Source organism: Bradyrhizobium sp. SZCCHNS3052 (genome assembly GCF_032484495.1).
Taxonomy (GTDB): domain Bacteria; phylum Pseudomonadota; class Alphaproteobacteria; order Rhizobiales; family Xanthobacteraceae; genus Bradyrhizobium.
The window spans coordinates 229,070-246,091 of the sequence record NZ_JAUETB010000001.1; the positions used below are offsets into that span (position 1 = coordinate 229,070).

Below are 17,022 nucleotides of genomic sequence, written 5' to 3' on the forward strand. Positions count from 1 at the left end.
TGGAACTGCCCAAGATATGACCGATCGGCGTCCGGCCAGCAAGCCGTGAGCGCTGTTCAGACCGGCGAACGCCGGATTACACCAGGGCCGACGCGATCGCGTCGGCGTGGCTCCGGATGGCGCGGATCTCCGCCGCGCTGCGGCGCTCGAGATTGACGTACTGGTTGCGCATGCGGCCATTATTGGCGAAGCGCCGGCGGTGCTTGGCAAGGAAGCTCCAATACAGCGTCGTGAGCGGGCAGGCCCTGTCGCCGGTCGCCTGCTTCGGATCGTAGCGGCAGTTGCGGCAATGGTCGCTCATGCGGTCGATGTAGTGGCCCGACGCCGCATAGGGCTTGGTGCCGACCACGCCGCCGTCGCCATGCTGGCTCATGCCGAGCGTGTTGGGCAGCGACACCCAGTCGATGGCGTCGTGAAACATCGACATGTGCCAGAGGTGCACATCGTAGGGCCGGACGCCGAGCAGCATCGCGAACAGGCCGAGCACCATCAGCCGCTCGATGTGATGCGCATAGGCATGGTCGATGGTGTGGCCGATCGCCTGCGCCAGGCAGCGCATGTCGGTCTCGCCGGTCCAGTAGAAGCGCGGCATCGGCAGGCCGGCGTCGAGCGCGTTCTCATCGGCGTAGTGAGGCATGCGCTGCCAATAGATGCCGCGCACGAATTCCCGCCAGCCGATGATCTGGCGGACGAAGCCCTCGAGCGCGTTCAGCGGCGCGTTGCGGCTCTGAAGCGCGGCCGCGACCACTTCGCGCGGATTCAGCATGTGCAGGTTCAGCGCGCCCGACAGCCGCGAGTGATACAGGAACGGCTCGTCGCTCAGCATCGCGTCCTGATAGGTGCCGAACAAGGAGAGGCGCCAGGCGACGAAATCGGAAAGCTCGGTCAGCGCGTCGACGCGCGACACCGGCAGGTCGAAGCGGTCGAGCTTGCCGGGACTGTTGGAGAAGCGCGCCGCGACCAGCTTGAGCACGTCGCGCGTGATCGCGTCGGGCGCATAGGATCTGGCGACGGGGATCGGCGGGCGCGACTTGCCGAATCCCTTGCGGTTCTCGGCGTCGAAATTCCAGCTGCCGCCGACCGGGCGGCCGCTCTCGTCGATCAGGATGCCGGTCTTGCGCCGCATCGCGCGGTAGAACGTCTCCATGATCGGGCGCGGATGGCGCTCGGTGAAGGCGTCGAACTCCTCCGCCGTGCACAGGAAGTGGCGGTCGGCGCGGATGTCGGGCCGCTGCGGCAGCTTGCGCAAGCCCTCGCGCACGCGAAAATCGCCGGGCTCCAGCACGATGGTCGCCGCAGGCCGCAGCGCCGCCTGATGCCGCGCGATCTCGCTGTCGAGTGCGCCGGTGTTGGCGGGATCATCGAGCCGGACGTAATGGACGGTGCGGCCGCGGCTCTCGAGACCGGCGCGGAAGTGGCGCATCGCCGCGAAGAAATACGCGATGCGCATCTTGTGCTGCGGAACGTAGCTGGCCTCGTCGCTGACCTCCATCTGCAGCACGGCGTCCTGCTCCGGGTCGAAACCGTCGAAGGCCGCCGAGTCCGCATCGAGCTGGTCGCCCAGCACGATGACAAGGTGTCTTACGGCACGTGTCCTGGTCATGGGACCTTGGTCATCACGCCATGCAGCCGATCAGGCGGCCGCCGCGGTAACCGCGTGGGCCTGGCCAAGACAGTCCTTGCGCACCGTGAGCAGGCTGCGATGCAGCCAGGTCTTGATGGTGCCGACCGGCACGCCAAACCGTTCCGACAGACGCGTCCGGCTTTCGCCCTCGAGATAGGCGAGCGCCAGCAGCCGTCGGCGCTCCTCCGGCAGCCGCCCAAGCGCCTCGCGGGCGATCGGTTCCGCCAGCGCGTAGTCGAATTCGTCGGCGGCGCTGTCGGCGGGATCGGGGATCGCGAGGGCCTCATCGAGCTCCGAGGTCGGCACGCCGGTGGCGCGCAGCGCGTCGATCGCGGTGTTGCGCATGATGCTGCACATCCAGGTGATGGGCGAGGCGCGCGTCGAGTCGAAGCTCGCGGCATGCCGCCAGATCTTCAGGTAGCCATCCTGCAGGATGTCGTCGAGGTCAGCCGCGGACGGCAGCAAGGCGCGCACGGTCTTCCGCATCTTCAAGATCGTTGCAGCATGGAGCTCGGCAAAGGCTTGCTCATCGTTGCGTCCGGCACGGGCCAGCAGGCTGCCAAGATGCGCGACGCAACCCTTCTGATCCGCGCTTGCTGATCGCATCATTCTCCTCCATGCGCTCTCTCTGAACGGAAACGGGTCAGAGTCAGATGCGGATCACCGCCAGCGTGCTGTCGGTATCGCGCGGAGGGAAGTGGCGAATCGTCCAGCCGATCTAGCTCGTCTTGATTGCTCCGCGGCGGCTCGCCACGATGCGATCAGAGCTCAGAGCCGGACGAAGGGGCTGATGAGGCGGCCGAGCAGGCCGTGCATGCGCAGGTCGCCGGTCATGGCGACGAGGCAGAGGCAGGGGCCCTCGTCACCGACCACCGGACGATGGTCGACCTCGTCGTCGCCATAGTCGAAGTCGCCGGGTCCGTAATAGCCGCCGAGATGGCTGAAGCTGCCCTTCAGCACGCAGGTCAGCTCATTGCCGGAATGCGTATGCTCCAGCATCCGCGCCCCTGGCTCCGAGCGCAGCAGGAAGGCGCGCGATTTGCCGGTGCCAGGCAGCAGGATCGGGCGCATGCTGATGCCGGGTGCCACGCGCCGGCGCTTGCCGATCTTGCAGCGCTTGACCATCTCGGGCAGGTCCGCGAGCTCGGGATCGTGCTCGGCGACCTCGCTCACCTGCGGCGCCGCCTGCGGGCGTCGATCGATGCGGGCCATCACGGCATCGAAAGCATCCGCGCCCGTCGCGATCGGCTCGGCCGCGTCCAGCGAGGCGCCGGCGAGCTGCTCGATGGCGCGGACGAAGCGCTGGCATCGGCCGCAATCGGCGACATGGACACCGACGACCAGCCGCTCGGCCTCGTCGAGCGCACCAGTGGCGAAGTCGGCCAGCAGGTCTTCCGGCGGGTGGTGGCTGATCGTCATGTCGCGTCGTCCAACAGGTCTCTCAGGCGATTCATCGCCAGTCTGATTCGTGACTTTACCGTACCCAGCGGCAGGCCGAGCACCGCCGCGATTTCCGAATGCGGTCGTTCCTCAACGAACGACAGGCGGATCACGGTGGATTGCTCCGCCGATAATCTTTCGATCGCGGCCGCTACCCGTGTGGCATCTTCGACACGCGAGACGATCTGGTCGGCTGCGAGCGTCGGATCGGCTTCCTCGTCGCGCCCCACTTCTCTGCTCAGCCGGCTGTCGCGGGCGGCCTTGCGCACGGCGTCGATCCGCTGGTTGCGCGCGATCGTGAAGATCCAGGCGGCCGCGCCGGCCGTCGACGGATCGAATTGCCCCGCCTTCGTCCACACCGCCACCATGGTGGATTGGGCGATTTCCTCGGCGTCGTCGGCGTTGCAGCCGGTCTTGATGAGGAAACCTTTGATGCGGGGCGCAAAATGCGCGAACAGGGCCTTGAACGCCTCGCGGTCGCCGCGCGCGGCGACGCGTCCGATCAATTCAGCCCAATCCACAGTCGCCTTCGGCCCTCTGCTCACATTCACCTTGGTACGGGCGCCCAAGGCCCGTGCAAATCGATGCCGGGACGATGCCACGTTCCATTGCGCTAATCCAGCCGCTCTCATCGCGTGGTCATGGTCCCCGGCACGCATGCTTGATCCCGGATAACGTGGCTCATGGACGGCTGGATCACAGCGGGCGGACGATTTTCCGTGCCCCTCAGTCCTTCAGATCGGAATTGACCATCGCCAGGAACTCCTGGCGGCTCATCGGGTCGGTGCGGAAGCAGCCGAGCATGCGGCTGGTGGTGAGATCGACGCCGTGCTTCTTGACGCCGCGCGAGCTGATGCAGTGATGGGCTGCCTTGATCACGACCGCCACGCCCTGCGGCTGCAGCACCTCGTCGATGATGTTGGCGATCTCGGCGGTCATGCGTTCCTGGATCTGCAGCCGGCTGGCATAGGCCTCGACGACCCGGGCGAGCTTGGAAATCCCGACCACGCGGTTGCGCGGCACGTAGCCGACCCAGGCGCGGCCGATGATGGGCGCCATGTGGTGCTCGCAATGGCTCTGGAACGGGATGTTCCGCAACAGCACCATCTCGTCGTAGCCGGCGGTCTCCTCGAACGTCTTGCGCAGATACTCCTCGGGGTTCTGCTCATAGCCGGAAAAATAGCTCTTGTAGGCCCGCGCGACGCGGGCCGGGGTCTCGGAGAGACCCTCGCGTGACGGGTCCTCGCCGATCCAGGTCAGGATGGTGCGGATGGCGTCCTCGACGTCATCCTGGGTGACCGCAACCGGGTCGCAGGCGAACGGAAGTTTCTTGGCTGTCTGGCGCACGATGGCTCTCCAAAAACCAAGAAACGGTTCCGGTGTCGGAACGGATCACGTCTTGTGGGGGCGATTTCCGCAACCGATGGCTCGCCGCCGTCAGCTCGCCTTGCGCAGCCGCATCTCCGCAGACGGACCCGAGCGCAGGTTCTGGAAGAACTTCTCGACCTCGTTGGCGAGCGTCTGCGCGGTCGCGTTGAGGTCGCCGGACGCCGACAGGACGGAGGCGGCGGCCGTCGAGGTCTCGCTGATGGCGTCGCGCAGCGAGTCGATGTTCATGACCAGCGTCTGGTTGCCCTGGGCGGTCGACTGCGCGTTGGTCGAGATCTCCCGCGTCGCCTGGTCCTGTTGCTGGATGGCATTGGAGATGTTCGAGGTGATCTCGTTGATGCCGCGGACCGCCTGGCCAATCTCGCGGACGGCGTCGACCGCGGTCTTGGTCGAGGCCTGGATCAGGCCGACGTTCTGGCTGATCTCCTCGGTCGCCTTGGCCGTCTGCCCGGCCAGCGCCTTGACCTCGTGAGCGACCACGGCAAAGCCACGGCCGGCCTCGCCGGCGCGGGCGGCCTCGATGGTCGCATTCAGCGCGAGGAGATTGGTCTGCTCGGCGATGGTCTGGATCAGGGTCAGTACGCCGTCGATGCGCTGGGTGGCGGCGGCAAGGCCCTCGATCTCCGTGACCGACTTCTCGGTGCGTTGGCCGGTCTGCTCGACGGCGCCGGCCGACTGCCGAATCTGCCGGCCGATCTCCTCGACCGACGTCGACAGCTCCTCGGCGGCGCTGGCGACGGCGGAGACGTTGGTCGAGGCCTGCGACGTGGCGCCGGCCGCGGTGACCGCGCGCTCGTTGGCATCGGCCGTCAGCCGCGTGATCATCTCGGCGGTTTGGCGCATCGCGGCGGCGTTCTCGGTGACGGTCCGCATCACGCTGCCGATCGCGGTGCGGAATTGCTCGACCGCGGTCTCGATGTGGCGGGCCCGGGCTTCGCGGATTTCCGAGTCCTGCGAGACCTGGACATTGAGGTCGCGGTTATGGGCCATCGCCTGCTGGAACACGCCGATGGCGCGGGCGAGCTCGCCGATCTCGTCGGCCCGTCCGGCATGCGGCACCTCGACGTTCTCGGCGCCGGTCGCGACCTGGCGGATCGTATCGGTGATCTGCGACAGCGGCCGAGCGATCGAGCGGGCGATGATCACCACGCCGGCTGCGACCAGAACCAGCATCAGGCCGCCAAGGCCTGTCAGCACGAGCGAGAGCTTGTTGTTCAGCGCCGTCTCCTCGGCGATCTTTCCTGCGCGCTCGACATAGACTTTGGACAGCGCCTCGAGATCCGTGTTGAGCGCCTTGCGCACGGAGCGATTGGCATCGTTGTCGCCCCACTCGCGTCCCGCAGCCGGGCTGATTTCATTGGCGCGGCGGACCAGTTCGGCGCGGAATTCGACGAATTGCTCGATCCGCTTCTTGAACGTTGCGAATTGCTGGGCGTCGTCGGCCTGGACGATCGCCTGCCACTTGTCGACGACCTTCAGGATCTCGGCATTGAACTTGAGCAAGCCGTTGCCGTATTGCTTCACGACGGCGGGGTCTGTCGACATATAGACGCCGCGCGACTCCATGACGACGGCATAGACAAGGCCGTTGACCAGCTGAACGTTGTGAGCGGCGAGATTGGCTGTCTCGATGGCTTTGATGAGCTCCGTGGCTCGCCGCGAGTTGTAGTCGGACAGCCAGGTGATTGCGGCGGTCAATAGCGCAAACAACGCAAAGATTGCGTAGAGCTTGACTGCGATGGATTGGCGCGTGGCCGTCTTCGTTGACGTCGGGCTTGAGGTCATGAGGTGAGATACCGCGAGTTTTTGCTACGACGGAGGAGGCGCTTGATTGTTAATAGTTATGCAAAACCTTCATGGAGAAAGCGTTAAGTGGACATCGTCAGTATTATGCAACCACAGCGTACTTTGCTTGGCGTTTCAATCGATTAGTTGGTGCTCCGCAGTAGGGGCGGGCGCCGGGGCATCCGGTCGACTACGGAGGGCATGCGCCATTTCGAGGCCCCGCGTTCCCCTGCAAATGCATTGCAAACCAGTGGCCGCGCGCACGCGCGCTCCGCAATTGGTTCGCCGGTCGGAGACAGGCGGGAGCAGTCGTCGCGCTCGACCGATCAATTATCCATCCGATTGGAACTTTGGATCGCCCTTCGCATTCCGCCATCCGTATTGCGATGCATCGGATCAGGTCGCCTCGTCAGGACGCGTCGGATCATGCCGGGCAGCGTGAGCATCTGGCACGCGGCGGGGACGTCGCGCCTTGCGACAGGAGCGGAAGGCGCGATCGCACTCAACTTTTCCGGAAGGGGTAGCGAAGCCTTATCTTCGGCCGTAAGGTAACCGGTTAGCGGGTTGTCGCGAGGGGCAGTCGATGAGATTCGAGGGCATCGAAACGGTACGTCGCATTCTCTGTGTGTTTCCGCGCTACACCTCGTCGTTCGGAACCTTTGAGCATGCCTATCCGCTCACCGACGGCATCCAGGCCTTCATGCCGCCGCAGGGGCTGCTGCTGATCGCGGCCTATCTTCCAGGTTCCTGGCAGGTGCGCTTCATCGATGAGAACATCCGCCCGGCGCAGGACGAGGATTTCTCATGGGCCGAAGCGGTGTTCGTCAGCGGCATGCACATCCAGCGTCAGCAGATGAACGACATCTGCCAGCGGGCGCACGCGTTCGACCTGCCGGTCGCGCTCGGCGGCCCCTCGGTCAGCGCCTGTCCGGACTACTACCCGAGCTTCGACTATCTGCATGTCGGCGAGCTCGGTGATGCGACCGACGAGCTGATCGCGCGGCTGGCGCGGGATCCGTCACGGCCTGCGCAGCAGGTCGTGCTGCGGACCAACGAGCGGGTGGCGATGACCGATTTCCCGGTGCCGGCCTACGAGCTCGCCGAGGTGAAGAAGTACTTTCTCGGCAGTATCCAGTATTCCAGCGGCTGCCCCTATCAGTGCGAGTTCTGCGACATCCCCGGCCTCTATGGGCGCAACCCGCGCATCAAGTCGCCGCAGCAGATCATCGCCGAGCTGGACAAGCTCAGGGAATGCGGCGTCACCGGCTCGGTCTATTTCGTCGACGACAACTTCATCGGCAACCGCAAAGCCGCGACGGAGCTGCTGCCGCATCTGATCGAATGGCAGAAGCGCACCGGCTATGTGATGCGGCTCGCCTGCGAGGCCACGCTCAACATCGCCAAGCGGCCCGAGATCCTGGAGAAAATGCGTGAGGCCTATTTCATCACCATCTTCTGCGGCATCGAGACGCCCGATCCGGATGCGCTGACGGCGATGCAGAAAGATCACAACATGATGGTGCCGATCCTGGAGGGGATCAGGACCATCAACAGCTACGGCATGGAGGTCGTCTCCGGTATCATCATGGGGCTGGACACCGACACGCCGCAGACCGCGGACGCGCTGCTGCAGTTCGTCGAGGAGAGCCGGATCCCGCTGCTCACGATCAATCTGCTGCAGGCGCTGCCGAAGACGCCCCTGTGGGATCGCCTCGAGCGCGAGGGCAGGCTGGTCCACGATGACGGTCGCGACTCCAACGTGAAATTCCTGATGCCCTATGACGAGGTGGTCACGGCGTGGCGGCGCTGCATGGAGGTTGCCTACGAGCCGGAGCGGCTGTTCGCGCGCTACAAGCACCAATGCGACACCACCTATGCCAACCGCATCGAGGTGCCGGTCAGCGACGAGATGAAGAGTTGGCCGAACATCAGGCGCGGCCTGGTCATGATGGGCAAGATCTTCTGGAAGGTGGGCGTGCTCGGCGACTACAAGCGGCCGTTCTGGCGCTTTGCCTGGAGCCAGCTCAAGCGAGGCGAGATCGAGAATTTCATCGCCGTGGCGCTGATCGCGCATCACCTCATCATGTTTGCGCGCGCCGCCTCGCGCGGGCATCAGAACGCGTCGAACTACTCGATCCGGCTGCGCGAGGCCGCCCTTCCCGCAGGGTGATGGTCCTCTCTGGAGCAGGGGGCGGCGGGTGGTGCTCGCCAGCACCGGCTCGCGGCCTGAGCAAGGGGACGGCGCGGTCGGATACCGGTCCTTGAGTCGTTCAGGTTTCGAGCCCCGCGTCCGCCTGGGCCATCCACGCTCTTTTCAAGCACGGCAGAATCGTGGCGTGATCGGAAGCCGTGGCGGCTCGCCGTCTTGTGTGGCCGCGCATGGTTGCGGCCGGGGAGTGAACCCTGCTAGATCGCCTCGACGAATTTTCACGTGTTTTCAAGGATTAGCTTGGGCTGCGGGCCACAATGCGGTCATCTCTGCTTCGCTGAGCGGCCTTATTTCTGCCCTATGCGCTCAGGCCCTCCGAATTGGGCCGCACCCCAACCACTGGACACCGCATGCTGGAAGTCAGGCACGACAACGAAGTCCATGTCGAGAAGGTCGAGCACCGGCCGGCCGACAGCATCGCTTTTGGCATCGAACGACTCGGCCTCCTCGCGGTCAAGGCGCCGATCTTCTCCTGCGTCGTCCTGCTCGTCCTCATCGTGGCGGCGGTGTTCGGCATCAAGCGCATCCAGATCGACGATTCGCTCAGCCAGCTGTTTCGCTCCGACAGCAAGGAATTCCACCAGTACGAGGAGGTGACGAAGAAGTTCCCGGCCGAGGAATTCGACGTCCTCGTCGTGGTCGAGGGCCAGACCTTGCTGGCCCGCCAGAACCTCGAGAAGCTTCGTGACTTCGTGACCGACCTGCAACTGGTCGAGGGTACCCGTGGCCTGGTGTCGCTGTTCTCGGCCCGTCAGGCGCCGGCGCCCGGAAAGCTGCCGGCCGCGCTGTTTCCGTCGGATCTGCCGGAGGGCGAGGCCTACGACAAGTTCATCGAAACGGTGAAGTCGAACGAGATCATCCGCGGCAAGCTGTTGTCGGAGGACGGTACGCTCGCCCTGATCGTGCTGTCGCTCGAGCCCAAGGTGGTGGCCTCGAACGATCTCGGGAAGGTGGTGGGCGACATCCGGAAGCTGATGGCGGAGGACCTCGGCGACACCGGCCTGAATGTCCAGCTTTCCGGCGTGCCGGTCATGCAGCTCGAGATCCGCAACGCGGTGGAACGTGACGGGCTGACCTACAACATTCTCGGCATTCTCGCCGGCTGCATCATCGCCATCATCTTCTTCCGCAAGGTCTCCTTCATGATCGCAGCGGCGTTTCCGCCGCTGATCGCGATCATGCTCGCGCTCGGCGCGCTCGGCTGGGCCAATTTCAATCTCAACATGTTCCTGAACGTGATGACGCCGCTCATCATGGTCATCAGCTTCTCCGATTCGATGCAGCTCACCTTCGCCGCCCGCGACCGCCTGATCGCGGGGCAGGACAAGGTGACGGCGTTCAAGAACGCCGTGCTGGTCGTCGGCCCGGCTTGCGTGCTGACCCACGCCACCGCCGGCATTTCCTTCATCGCCCTGCAGTTTTCCGACAGCGACCTGATCCGCAAGTTCGGTGAGGCGGGGCTCGCAGCCACCATCATCGCGCTGGTCGCGGTGCTGTCGCTGGTGCCGGTGTTCGGCGTGCTGCTGGTGCGCAACGAGAAGACATTCGCGGTCAAATTCCAGGGCGCCGACGCCGGCGTCCAGGCGCTGCGCAATTTCTGCTACTGGATCGCGGTGCGCATGGTCGGCCGTCCCGGCCTGTTCAGCCTGATCGCGGTGCTGTTCGTCGGCTCGCTCGCGGTGGTGTATTCGACCCTGGAGCCGCGCTATCGCCTCGCCGACCAGGTGCCTGACAAGCAGCAGGCGGTTGCAGCGAGCAACCGGCTCGATGCCAAGCTGACCGGCGCCAATCCGGTCAACGTGCTCATCCAGTTTCCGAAGGGCGCCTCGCTCTATGCGCCGGAGACCTTGCAGGCGATCGCCGACGTCCATGCCACCGTCGAAAAGACCGCTGGTGTCGGCAACGTCTGGTCGGTCGAGACGCTCCGGCGCTGGCTGGCCGAGAAGGCCGGCTCGTCGGATACGGCGACGTTGCAGGAATACGTCAATCTGATCCCCGAGCACCTCGTGCGCCGCTTCATCGACAAGGAACAGGATGCCGTGGTGGTCGCCGGCCGCGTGCCGGATGTCGATTCCAGCCAGCTGCTGCCGGTGGTCGACAAGCTCGACCGCGAGCTCGATGCGGTGAGAAAGAAGCATCCCGGCTATGAAATCGCCGTTACCGGTCTCGCCGCCATCGCCGCGCGCAACTCCGCCGGCATGATCGAAAAGCTCAACCATGGGCTGACGATCGAGTTCGCGCTGGTCGCGATGTTCATCGGGCTGGCCTTCCGCTCCTGGGTGGTGATGCTCGCCTGCATCCTGCCCGGCATTTTCCCTGTCGTGATGTCGGGCACCGTGCTGTGGGCAATGGGTGAGGGGCTGCAATTTGCCAGCGTGGTGGCGCTCACGGTCTCCTTCGGCCTTGGCCTGTCGGCCACCATCCACTTCCTGAACCGGCTGCGGATGGAAAGCGCTCCCGGCGTCAGTGCCGCGGTCGCGGTGGAGCGTGCCACCGTACTGGTCGGACCGGCGCTGATCCTCACCACCGTGGTGCTGGCCTGCGGCCTGGTCGTCACCGTGTTCTCGGATCTGCCGTCGCTGCGGCTGTTCGGTTGGCTCAGCGCTTTCTCGATGGTGGCGGCGCTGTTTGCCGACCTCTTCATCCTCCGCCCGACCGCGATGTTCCTGATCAACCTGTCGCAGAAGCTGAAGCGCAAGCCGCTTTAGCCCAGGCTGTTGCGTAAACCAGGGCCGTCATCACCGGCGAAAGCGTGTGATCCAGCACGCCGCGGCCTATCGGTTCAATCAGGACAGCCTCTGGAATACTGGAGCGCCCGGTCCCGTCTGCGCCTTCGGCTTCGACGCGGCTATGAGTTCAAGGGCGCGCCGGAGCTTTAGCGAAGGCGGCAAGCCGGGCGACGACAGCGGCGGGTCTCATTCGTATCCGACGGCTGCGGAAGCACCGCAAAACAAAACGGCCCTGACATTGTCAGGGCCGTTTGCGCATTCGACTGCCCGTGAGCGCGCGACGCGCTCCGGTCCAAGGATCAGGTCTTCGACATCGTGATGTTGACGCCGCGGATCTCGCCCTTGGAGGAGATCTGCACGACCTGCTTGTTGCCGCTGGTCCTCAGGGTGATGCTGGCGGCGAAGCCGGCGGCCTGCACGAACACGTCGATCTGGCCGTTGCCGGCGGTGCCCTGCAGCTCGCCGTTCACGTTGCGGCTGGATTCGCTCCAGTTGCCGGAGATGCGATCGCCCTGGCTGGTGACGTCACTGGTCAGGAGGAACTTGTAGCTGTCGCTGGCGCATTGCAGACTCTGCTTCAGATTGGCGCCGGCCACCTTGTAGCTGGCCTTGCACCGGATGCGCTCGGTGGTGCCGTCCGACAGCGCGACCGTGCCGTTGCCCGACCACGAGCCGTCGAAGCCGGCGAACGGGCCCGACTGAGCCTGAACTGCGGTCGCCGCCACGAACAGTGCCGCTCCGAGACCGGCGGCCTTGACGACGTGCCCCGAGAAAGATGAGCCGAACAGTTTCATATCGAGTTTCCCATCCAAAATGACACCGCTGTGTCGGCGTATGCCGCCGCTTCGAACACTTGGTGTTCTCGCCGAAGGTTAGGTTCAAATGACGGCCGGTCGGGCGCTGCGACCGGATGCCATGATGCCCGCCGACGCCGTGCGACCGGTCGGCGCCGAATGGTCGTCCTCGCAAGACGGCTGCACGCAAGCCGCCTCGACGGCGCTGCATCTAACGGTCCGCGCGGCATGCTTGCAACAGCCAAATGCGAAAAACGTGTTCCGAGAATAACGCCCTAGTATCAACGCCTTGTTTGTGCCAAAGCTGTGATCTCCGAGCTTGATCCGCTCGGGATCATAGGGCGCAAATTTGGCCGCATTTGGCAGCGTACCTCCGGCGCTGGGGGGCTTGCGGTCCTTGCCAAACCAAACAGGTGTTTCCCGGGCAGCATCGGCGATCCGGGAGGTCTCCTCCGCTGTCAAAATGAAGGAACACGATGCGTAAGATTTTCCTGGCACTTTCCCTGCTGTCGTCGGTGTCCGTTTCCACCGGTGCGTTCGCGCAAGGCCGCGGCGGCACGCCCGAAGAGCAGGCGGCCTGCACGCGTGACGTTCAGAAGTTCTGCCGTGCCGTCATCGATCAGGGTGACTTCACCATTCTGGCGTGCCTCAAGGAGAACCGGCCCAAGATCAGCCCGGCCTGCGACCAGGTTCTGAAGACCCACAACCAGTAAGCGGTTGCCGTTCGGAACGGTTGTTTCCGAACTCCCTTGGTTAACGACCGCCGGCCCCGCCCCTCAGGGGAGGCCGGCGGTTCGGTCCTATGGACTGCCCGACATCGATTGCATTGGTTTTGGCGGGATCTTCGCCTATATGGGGCGAGCAATCCGTTCGCATGAGCGAAGCGGCGGGCATTGTTTTCGGTAGCGCCCTTTCAACCTGATAGCTGTTTCGTCCATGACCACCGCGAGCGATTTGCGATCCGGCAAGACACACCGGGACGAGAACTTTCCGGTGGCGTCGTGGATCATCCGTCCCGAGCACCGGGCGCTGATCCTCGCCTTCTACAATTTCGTGCGCACCGCCGACGACATCGCCGACCATCCGAGCCTGCCGGGCGACGAGAAGCTGCGGCTGCTCGATCTGCTCGAAGCCGAGCTGACCGGGACGGGCGAGACCCAGGACGTCGCCGTCAGCCTGCGCCGGGCGCTCGCCGAGCGCGGCATGCCGCCCCGGCACGCGCTCGATCTGCTGGTTGCCTTCCGGATGGACGTGACCAAGCTGCGCTACGAGAACTGGGACGAGGTCATCCACTACTGCCGCTACTCGGCGATGCCGGTCGGACGCTTCATGCTCGACGTGCACGGCGAGTCCACCGCGACCTGGCCGGCCTCGGACGCGATCTGTGCGGGCCTGCAGATCAACAACCACTTGCAGGACTGCGGCAAGGACTACAAGGCGCTCAACCGCGTGTATCTGCCGCGCGATGCGCTGGCGGAAGCCGGCGCGACCGTCGAGATGCTCGGCGAGGCCAAGTCGCCGCCGCCTCTGCTGACCTGCCTGCAGAAGCTCGCGGTGCGCAACGCGGCGCTGCTCGATGAGGGCAGGGACCTCAACAGCGGCGTCAAGGATTTCCGCTTCGGACTGGAGATCGCCGTGATCCAGGCTTTCGCCGACCGCATCGTGGCGTTGCTGAAGGTGCGCGATCCGCTGAGCGAGCGCGTGCACCTGTCGCCCGTCGGCATGCTCGGTCTCACCTTCACGTCGGTCATGGGCGAGATCGGCCGCCGCGTGGCCGGGCGTCATCCCGTCACCAAATCGGCAGCCGGCGCATGACCCTCGAGGCAACCGCAGACAATATCGATCACGGCACGGCAGCCTCCGGCAGCTCGTTCTATGCCGCCATGCGCATCCTGCCGCGCGCCCAGCGCGACGCGATGTTCCAGGTCTACAGCTTCTGCCGCGAGGTCGACGACATCGCCGATTCCGACGGCCCGCGGCCCGAGCGGCTCGCGGCGCTGCAGAAATGGCGCGACGACATCGACGCGCTGTACCAGGGCAACCCGCCGCCGCGGCTGCGCGACTATGTCAGCTCGGTGAAGACCTTCGGGCTGAAGCGCGAGGACTTCCTCGCCATCATCGACGGCATGGAGATGGACGTGCCGCAGGAGATCCGCGCGCCCGATCTCGCGACGCTCGACCTCTACTGCGATCGCGTGGCGAGCGCGGTTGGCCGGCTCTCGGTGCGCATCTTCGGCATGCCCGAGGAGGACGGCATCCTGCTCGCGCACCATCTCGGCCGCGCGCTGCAACTCACCAACATCCTGCGCGACATCGACGAGGACGCGGCGATCGGCCGGCTGTACCTGCCGCGCGAGGCGCTGCTGTTCGCCGGCATCACCGGCGACGATCCGGTCAAGGTCACGCAGGAGCGCGCGCTGCAGAAGGTCTGCAACTCGGTTGCGGTCAGGGCCAAGACGCATTTCGAGAAGGCCGACGAGATCATGCGGCGAAATCGCCGGCGCGCCGTGCGGGCGCCGCGGATCATGTCAAAATACTATCGTGCCGTGTTCGACCTCTTGCTCGAGCGAGGCTTCGCGCTGCCGCGCGAGCCCGTCCGCGTGAGCAAGCTCACGAAGATCGGCATCATCCTTCGTTACGCAATCATCTGATGCAGAAGACAGCTCACATCATCGGCGCCGGCGTGTCCGGCCTTTCCGCCGGCGTGCGGCTCGCCAATGCGGGCTACATCGTCCATGTCCACGAGGCGACGCAGCAGCTCGGCGGCCGCTGCCGGTCCTATTACGACGCCGCGACCGACCTGGTGATCGACAACGGCAACCATTTGCTGCTGTCGGCCAATCATCACGTGCTGTCCTATGCCCGCGCGATCGGCTCGGAAGCGGGGCTGGTCGGGCCGGAGAAGGCGCAGTTCGCCTTCGTCGACATCCGGAGCGGCCAGCGCTGGCTGCTCGATCTCGGCAACGGCCGCCTGCCGCTGTGGGTGTTCGACGAGGGCCGCCGCGTGCCGGATACCAAGCTCGGCGACTACCTCGCGCTGTCGCCGCTGATCTGGGCCGGTACGTCCAGGACGATCGGCAGCACGATCCCCTGCAAGGGTACGCTGTATGACCGTCTGGTGCAGCCGCTGCTGCTTGCGGCGCTCAACTGCGATCCGCCGGAGGGGTCGGCGGGGCTGGCCGGCGCCATCGTCCGCGAGACCTTGCTCGCCGGCGGCCAGGCCTGCCGGCCGTTGATCGCGCGCGACGGCCTGTCGGGCGTGCTGATCGATCCGGCCGTGAAATTCCTGGAAGGCAAGGGCGGCAGCGTGCGGATCGGCCGCGAGCTGCGCGGCCTCGACGATGGGGGCGGTCGCGTCACCGGGCTCAGGTTCGGCGGCGATGAAACCGTCGCGCTCGGACCTTCCGATGTCGTGGTGCTCGCCGTGCCGCCGCGGCCGGCGATGGCCCTGCTGCCGGGGCTCACGGGGCCGACGAAATATCGTGCCATCGTCAATGCCCATTTCCGCATCACGCCGCCGCGCGATGCACCAGCTCTGGTCGGGGTTGTCGGCGGCCTCGTTGAGTGGCTGTTCGCCTTCCCGCAGCGGCTCTCGGTCACCATCAGCAATGGCGATCGCCTCGTCGACATGCCGCGGGAGGAGCTCGCCGCCGCGATCTGGGCCGACGTCTGCAAGGCCGCCGGGATCACGGCGGAGCTGCCGCCGTGGCAGATCGTGCGCGAGCGTCGCGCCACCTTCGAGGCGACGCCCGAGCAGAACGCGCTCCGACCGGGAGCGAAGACGGCGTTCGGCAATCTCGCTCTGGCGGGGGATTGGACCGATACCGGCCTGCCGGCAACCATCGAAGGCTCGGTGCGCTCCGGCGACCGCGCTGCGAATCTCCTGCTCGGGCACGGCTGACCGGCGCAGGGGCGGCCGAATCTGGCCGCGCCGTCATGCCGCTTGCCGTGAGTCTCACATTTTCGTGGCGTGGTTCTTGCTTAAAGTTCCACGCCCGGTGGTACCGGCGCAATCTGTTCCAGGACGGAACAGGGATCGGCGGGGCCAAATGGCAACACCGGGCAAAAAACGCATCAGGTGCGGGTGCAGTGCGGCGCAAACGGGGTTTCCTCGCGGATTTTTTCTGCGTAATCCTCGGTTTGTTAAGGTCTTTCCGCTCTGGCGCCGCCGCGGCTGAGGCTTTGGAACAAGAGACGGAGACGTCGGATCACGCGACGTCCGAGAAGGTGTCAGGGGTCGGATTGTGAAGTTGGGGATGGGGGACGACACGTCCGCGGATCGCCCGATTGATTCGCGGCCGGTCTTGGTCGTGACGGGCTTGGTGCAGGAGGCCCGGATTGCTGCCGGGCCCGGCATGATGGTGATCTGCAGCTCGAGCGACCCCAGGCAGTTGCGCTCGCTGCTCACCGTGTTCGATCCGACCTCGATCCGCGGCGTCGTCAGCTTCGGCGTGGCCGGCGGTCTCGATCCGAGCCTCAAGGCCGGCGACATCGTCGTCGCCACCGAAGTGACCGCCGGCGATGCCCGCTGGCTGTCGGGCCTGTCGCTGCGCGAGGAGCACATCGCCCGCGCCGCCCTGAAGAAGCGCCGCGTCGTGCGCGGCGTGCTCGCCGGGGCCGAAGAGGTGGTGGTGGCCCAGGCCCGCAAGGCGGCGCTGCGCATGAAGACCGGCGCGGCCGCGGTCGATATGGAGAGCCACATCGCCGCCGCCTATGCCGCCTCGTACGGGCTGCCGTTCGCGGCGCTGCGGGTGATCTCCGATCCCGCCCATCGCACCCTCCCGTCGCTTGCCAAGGACGCCATCAAGCCCAACGGCGACATCGACCTGCCGATGATCCTGCGCGGCGTCGCCCGCAATCCGGCCGTGCTGCGCGGCCTGGTGTCGACGGGCATCGAGTTCAATCGCGCCCTGCGCTCGCTGCGCGGCGCCCGCGACCTGCTGCTGAGCGGCATGCTGGCGGCTGAGCATTTCCTCGAGACCGAGACGCTGGCCGCTGCCGAGGCGTGAGCCGTTTGCTCATCGCGGAGCGTAGCGTCCATCCCGATCCACA

14 protein-coding genes are annotated in these 17,022 nt (G+C 65.6%); 7 read left to right on the forward strand and 7 right to left on the reverse strand.

Annotation, left to right across the window (positions count from 1 at the left end):
* Nucleotides 1–76: 76 nt before the first annotated feature.
* From QX073_RS01010 to QX073_RS01035, 6 genes are all read right to left on the reverse strand, one after another.
* Nucleotides 77–1,603, reverse strand: a complete 1,527-nt coding sequence (locus QX073_RS01010) for a cryptochrome/photolyase family protein (RefSeq protein WP_316225186.1) — start codon at nucleotides 1,601–1,603, stop codon at nucleotides 77–79.
* 30 nt (nucleotides 1,604–1,633) lie between these two features.
* A complete protein-coding gene (locus tag QX073_RS01015; RefSeq protein WP_316170560.1) occupies nucleotides 1,634–2,230 on the reverse strand; it encodes an RNA polymerase sigma factor in 597 nt (198 codons plus the stop codon).
* Nucleotides 2,231–2,392: 162 nt separating this feature from the next.
* Nucleotides 2,393–3,043 (reverse strand): ChrR family anti-sigma-E factor, encoded by a 651-nt coding sequence (locus QX073_RS01020; protein WP_315749232.1) that lies wholly within the window; start codon nucleotides 3,041–3,043, stop codon nucleotides 2,393–2,395.
* Nucleotides 3,040–3,585, reverse strand: a complete 546-nt coding sequence (locus QX073_RS01025; protein ID WP_315826481.1) for a sigma-70 family RNA polymerase sigma factor — start codon at nucleotides 3,583–3,585, stop codon at nucleotides 3,040–3,042. The genes QX073_RS01020 and QX073_RS01025 overlap by 4 nt, the downstream gene beginning before the upstream one ends.
* 205 nt (nucleotides 3,586–3,790) lie before the next feature.
* A complete protein-coding gene (gene folE / locus QX073_RS01030; RefSeq protein ID WP_315714899.1) occupies nucleotides 3,791–4,411 on the reverse strand; it encodes a GTP cyclohydrolase I FolE in 621 nt (206 codons plus the stop codon).
* Between the two features lie 90 nt (nucleotides 4,412–4,501).
* Nucleotides 4,502–6,238, reverse strand: a complete 1,737-nt coding sequence (locus QX073_RS01035; RefSeq protein WP_316225187.1) for a methyl-accepting chemotaxis protein — start codon at nucleotides 6,236–6,238, stop codon at nucleotides 4,502–4,504.
* A 583-nt stretch (nucleotides 6,239–6,821) separates the two neighbouring features.
* On the opposite strand from QX073_RS01035, the gene QX073_RS01040 reads away from it, so the two are divergent.
* Nucleotides 6,822–8,408, forward strand: coding sequence for a B12-binding domain-containing radical SAM protein (locus tag QX073_RS01040; protein ID WP_315714897.1), 1,587 nt, complete (start codon nucleotides 6,822–6,824; stop codon nucleotides 8,406–8,408).
* A 389-nt stretch (nucleotides 8,409–8,797) separates the two neighbouring features.
* Nucleotides 8,798–11,155: an efflux RND transporter permease subunit gene (locus tag QX073_RS01045; RefSeq protein ID WP_316225189.1), complete on the forward strand. Its 2,358-nt coding sequence runs from the start codon at nucleotides 8,798–8,800 to the stop codon at nucleotides 11,153–11,155.
* A gap of 320 nt (nucleotides 11,156–11,475) precedes the next feature.
* Here the strand turns inward: QX073_RS01045 and QX073_RS01050 are convergent, their stop codons facing one another.
* A complete protein-coding gene (locus QX073_RS01050; protein ID WP_316225190.1) occupies nucleotides 11,476–11,970 on the reverse strand; it encodes a hypothetical protein in 495 nt (164 codons plus the stop codon).
* Between the two features lie 476 nt (nucleotides 11,971–12,446).
* Here QX073_RS01050 and QX073_RS01055 point away from each other — a divergent pair, with 476 nt between their 5' ends.
* The 5 genes from QX073_RS01055 to QX073_RS01075 all read left to right on the forward strand — a co-directional run bounded on the left by QX073_RS01055 (nucleotide 12,447) and on the right by QX073_RS01075 (nucleotide 16,979).
* The gene (locus tag QX073_RS01055) at nucleotides 12,447–12,683 is read left to right on the forward strand and encodes a hypothetical protein (RefSeq protein ID WP_315714894.1); all 237 of its coding nucleotides are present in this window, start codon (nucleotides 12,447–12,449) and stop codon (nucleotides 12,681–12,683) included.
* A 223-nt stretch (nucleotides 12,684–12,906) separates the two neighbouring features.
* Nucleotides 12,907–13,785 carry a squalene synthase HpnC gene (gene hpnC, locus QX073_RS01060; RefSeq protein ID WP_316225191.1) on the forward strand — a complete coding sequence of 293 codons (879 nt, stop codon included), beginning with the start codon at nucleotides 12,907–12,909 and terminating at the stop codon, nucleotides 13,783–13,785.
* Entirely contained in the window at nucleotides 13,782–14,621 is an 840-nt protein-coding gene (hpnD, locus tag QX073_RS01065) for a presqualene diphosphate synthase HpnD (RefSeq protein WP_316225192.1), read from the forward strand. Before hpnC ends, hpnD begins: the two co-directional genes overlap by 4 nt.
* Nucleotides 14,621–15,871 (forward strand): hydroxysqualene dehydroxylase HpnE, encoded by a 1,251-nt coding sequence (gene hpnE, locus QX073_RS01070; RefSeq protein ID WP_316225193.1) that lies wholly within the window; start codon nucleotides 14,621–14,623, stop codon nucleotides 15,869–15,871. The genes hpnD and hpnE overlap by 1 nt, the downstream gene beginning before the upstream one ends.
* A 343-nt stretch (nucleotides 15,872–16,214) precedes the next feature.
* Nucleotides 16,215–16,979 carry a phosphorylase gene (locus tag QX073_RS01075; protein ID WP_410052349.1) on the forward strand — a complete coding sequence of 255 codons (765 nt, stop codon included), beginning with the start codon at nucleotides 16,215–16,217 and terminating at the stop codon, nucleotides 16,977–16,979.
* The last annotated feature ends 43 nt before the right edge of the window (nucleotides 16,980–17,022 follow it).

What these genes read in the sequence shown, in the direction of transcription:
- QX073_RS01010 (WP_316225186.1), bottom strand. Translation starts at nt 1,603, where the DNA reads ATGACCAGGACACGTGCCGTAAGACACCTTGTCATCGTGCTGGGCGAC.
- QX073_RS01015 (WP_316170560.1), bottom strand. Translation starts at nt 2,230, where the DNA reads ATGCGATCAGCAAGCGCGGATCAGAAGGGTTGCGTCGCGCATCTTGGC.
- QX073_RS01020 (WP_315749232.1), bottom strand. Translation starts at nt 3,043, where the DNA reads ATGACGATCAGCCACCACCCGCCGGAAGACCTGCTGGCCGACTTCGCC.
- QX073_RS01035 (WP_316225187.1), bottom strand. Translation starts at nt 6,238, where the DNA reads ATGACCTCAAGCCCGACGTCAACGAAGACGGCCACGCGCCAATCCATC.
- QX073_RS01040 (WP_315714897.1), top strand. Translation starts at nt 6,822, where the DNA reads ATGAGATTCGAGGGCATCGAAACGGTACGTCGCATTCTCTGTGTGTTT.
- QX073_RS01045 (WP_316225189.1), top strand. Translation starts at nt 8,798, where the DNA reads ATGCTGGAAGTCAGGCACGACAACGAAGTCCATGTCGAGAAGGTCGAG.
- QX073_RS01050 (WP_316225190.1), bottom strand. Translation starts at nt 11,970, where the DNA reads ATGAAACTGTTCGGCTCATCTTTCTCGGGGCACGTCGTCAAGGCCGCC.
- QX073_RS01055 (WP_315714894.1), top strand. Translation starts at nt 12,447, where the DNA reads ATGCGTAAGATTTTCCTGGCACTTTCCCTGCTGTCGTCGGTGTCCGTT.
- hpnC (WP_316225191.1), top strand. Translation starts at nt 12,907, where the DNA reads ATGACCACCGCGAGCGATTTGCGATCCGGCAAGACACACCGGGACGAG.
- hpnD (WP_316225192.1), top strand. Translation starts at nt 13,782, where the DNA reads ATGACCCTCGAGGCAACCGCAGACAATATCGATCACGGCACGGCAGCC.
- hpnE (WP_316225193.1), top strand. Translation starts at nt 14,621, where the DNA reads ATGCAGAAGACAGCTCACATCATCGGCGCCGGCGTGTCCGGCCTTTCC.